Genomic DNA, 1,393 nt, shown 5'->3' with positions numbered 1-1,393 from the left:
GCCCACGCTGACGGCCGCCGCCACCGCCACCGAGCGGCTGCGGCTGGGCACCCTGGTGACGTCGCCGAACTTCCGCCACCCGGTGACCCTGGCGAAGGAACTGATGTCGCTCGACGACATCTCGGGCGGCCGGGTGACGCTGGGCATCGGGGCGGGCGGCAACGGCTACGACGCGAGCGTGCTGCTCGGCGGCGACCAGCAGCCCTGGACACCGCGGGAGCGCGCCGACCGGTTCGCCGAGTTCGTGCCGCTGTTGGACCGGTTGCTGACCGAGGACGCCACCACCTTCGAGGGCGACTTCTACGCCGCCCGCCAGGCGCGCAACATCCCCGGCTGCGTGCAGCGCAAGCGGCTGCCGTTCGCCGTCGCCGCCACGGGCCCCCGCGGCATGCGGCTCGCCGCCCGGCACGGACAGGCATGGGTCACCACCGGGGACCCGAAGGTCGGACCCGACGGCACCCCCGCCCAGTCCCGTGCCGCCATCGCCGCCCAGCTGGACCGGCTCGTGCAGGCGTGCGGGGAACAGGACCGCGACCCGGCGGAGCTGGCCAAGGTGCTGCTCACCGGCTTCACGCCCGAGCGGCTGCTGGACTCGGTGGACGCCTTCGTCGACTTCGCCGGGGCCCACGCGGCACTCGGCATCGACGAGCTCGTCCTGCACTGGCCCGTGCCGGGCACGATCTTCGAGGCGTCGCAGCAGACGTTCGAGGCCATCGCCGTCGAAGGCGCCGAGCAACTGCGGCGAGAGGGCTGACATGGGTTTCCTGGACGCGCTCTTCGGGCGCCGCAAGCCGGCCCGGCCCGATCTGGACCAGCTGTTCGCGCTGCCGTCCGCCGCCATCACCCTGGAGACCGGCGGCGGTTTCGCACCCACCGGACTCGGCTCGGTGTGCTTCGCGGGCGTGGAGGGCGGCGCGTTCTCCCGGCTCCAGGACGAGGTGCGGCAGCTGCTCGGCACGGCCGAGTTCAGCCAGGACTCCTTCGGCTACACCTGGGTGCTCTGCCGGCACGCCCCGGAGGAGACCGCGTCACTGGTCAACGACCTGCACGCGGTGAACACCTACCTCCAGGACGCCGGGTTCGGTCCGCAGCTGCTGTGCTCGCTGGTCGGCTTCCGCGACGAGAACGACCGGTCGCTGGCACTGGTGTACCTGTACAAGCGCGGCACGTTCTACCCCTTCGCGCCGCTGCCGGGCGGTGGCGAGCGGAGGGACAACGCCCTGGAACTCCAGACGAAGGCGCTGCTCACCGAGGACCTGACCGTCGAGCAGGACCTGAGCCGCTGGTTCCCGGTCTGGGGCGCCCCCGGGCTGTGACGGAGCGGGCCCGTGGGGCCCGTGGCGCGGCCGGGCGTTGACGTCCGTGGCGGGCCGGCGGGGTCGGCGGCGACGCG

The 1,393-nt window shown here is 73.4% G+C and carries 2 protein-coding genes; both read left to right on the top strand.

Annotated elements, in window-relative coordinates; genetic code table 11:
• The coding region (locus tag ACYVE9_RS19070; protein ID WP_461029097.1) for an LLM class flavin-dependent oxidoreductase at positions 1-754 on the top strand (754 nt) is incomplete at its 5' end.
• 1 nt (position 755) lies between these two features.
• Positions 756-1,316: a PspA-associated protein PspAB gene (gene pspAB, locus ACYVE9_RS19065; protein WP_461029096.1), complete on the top strand. Its 561-nt coding sequence runs from the start codon at positions 756-758 to the stop codon at positions 1,314-1,316.
• Positions 1,317-1,393: the final 77 nt, after the last annotated feature.

The organism is Streptomyces sparsus, assembly GCF_054776295.1.
This window is presented reverse-complemented; position numbering and strand designations above follow the sequence as displayed.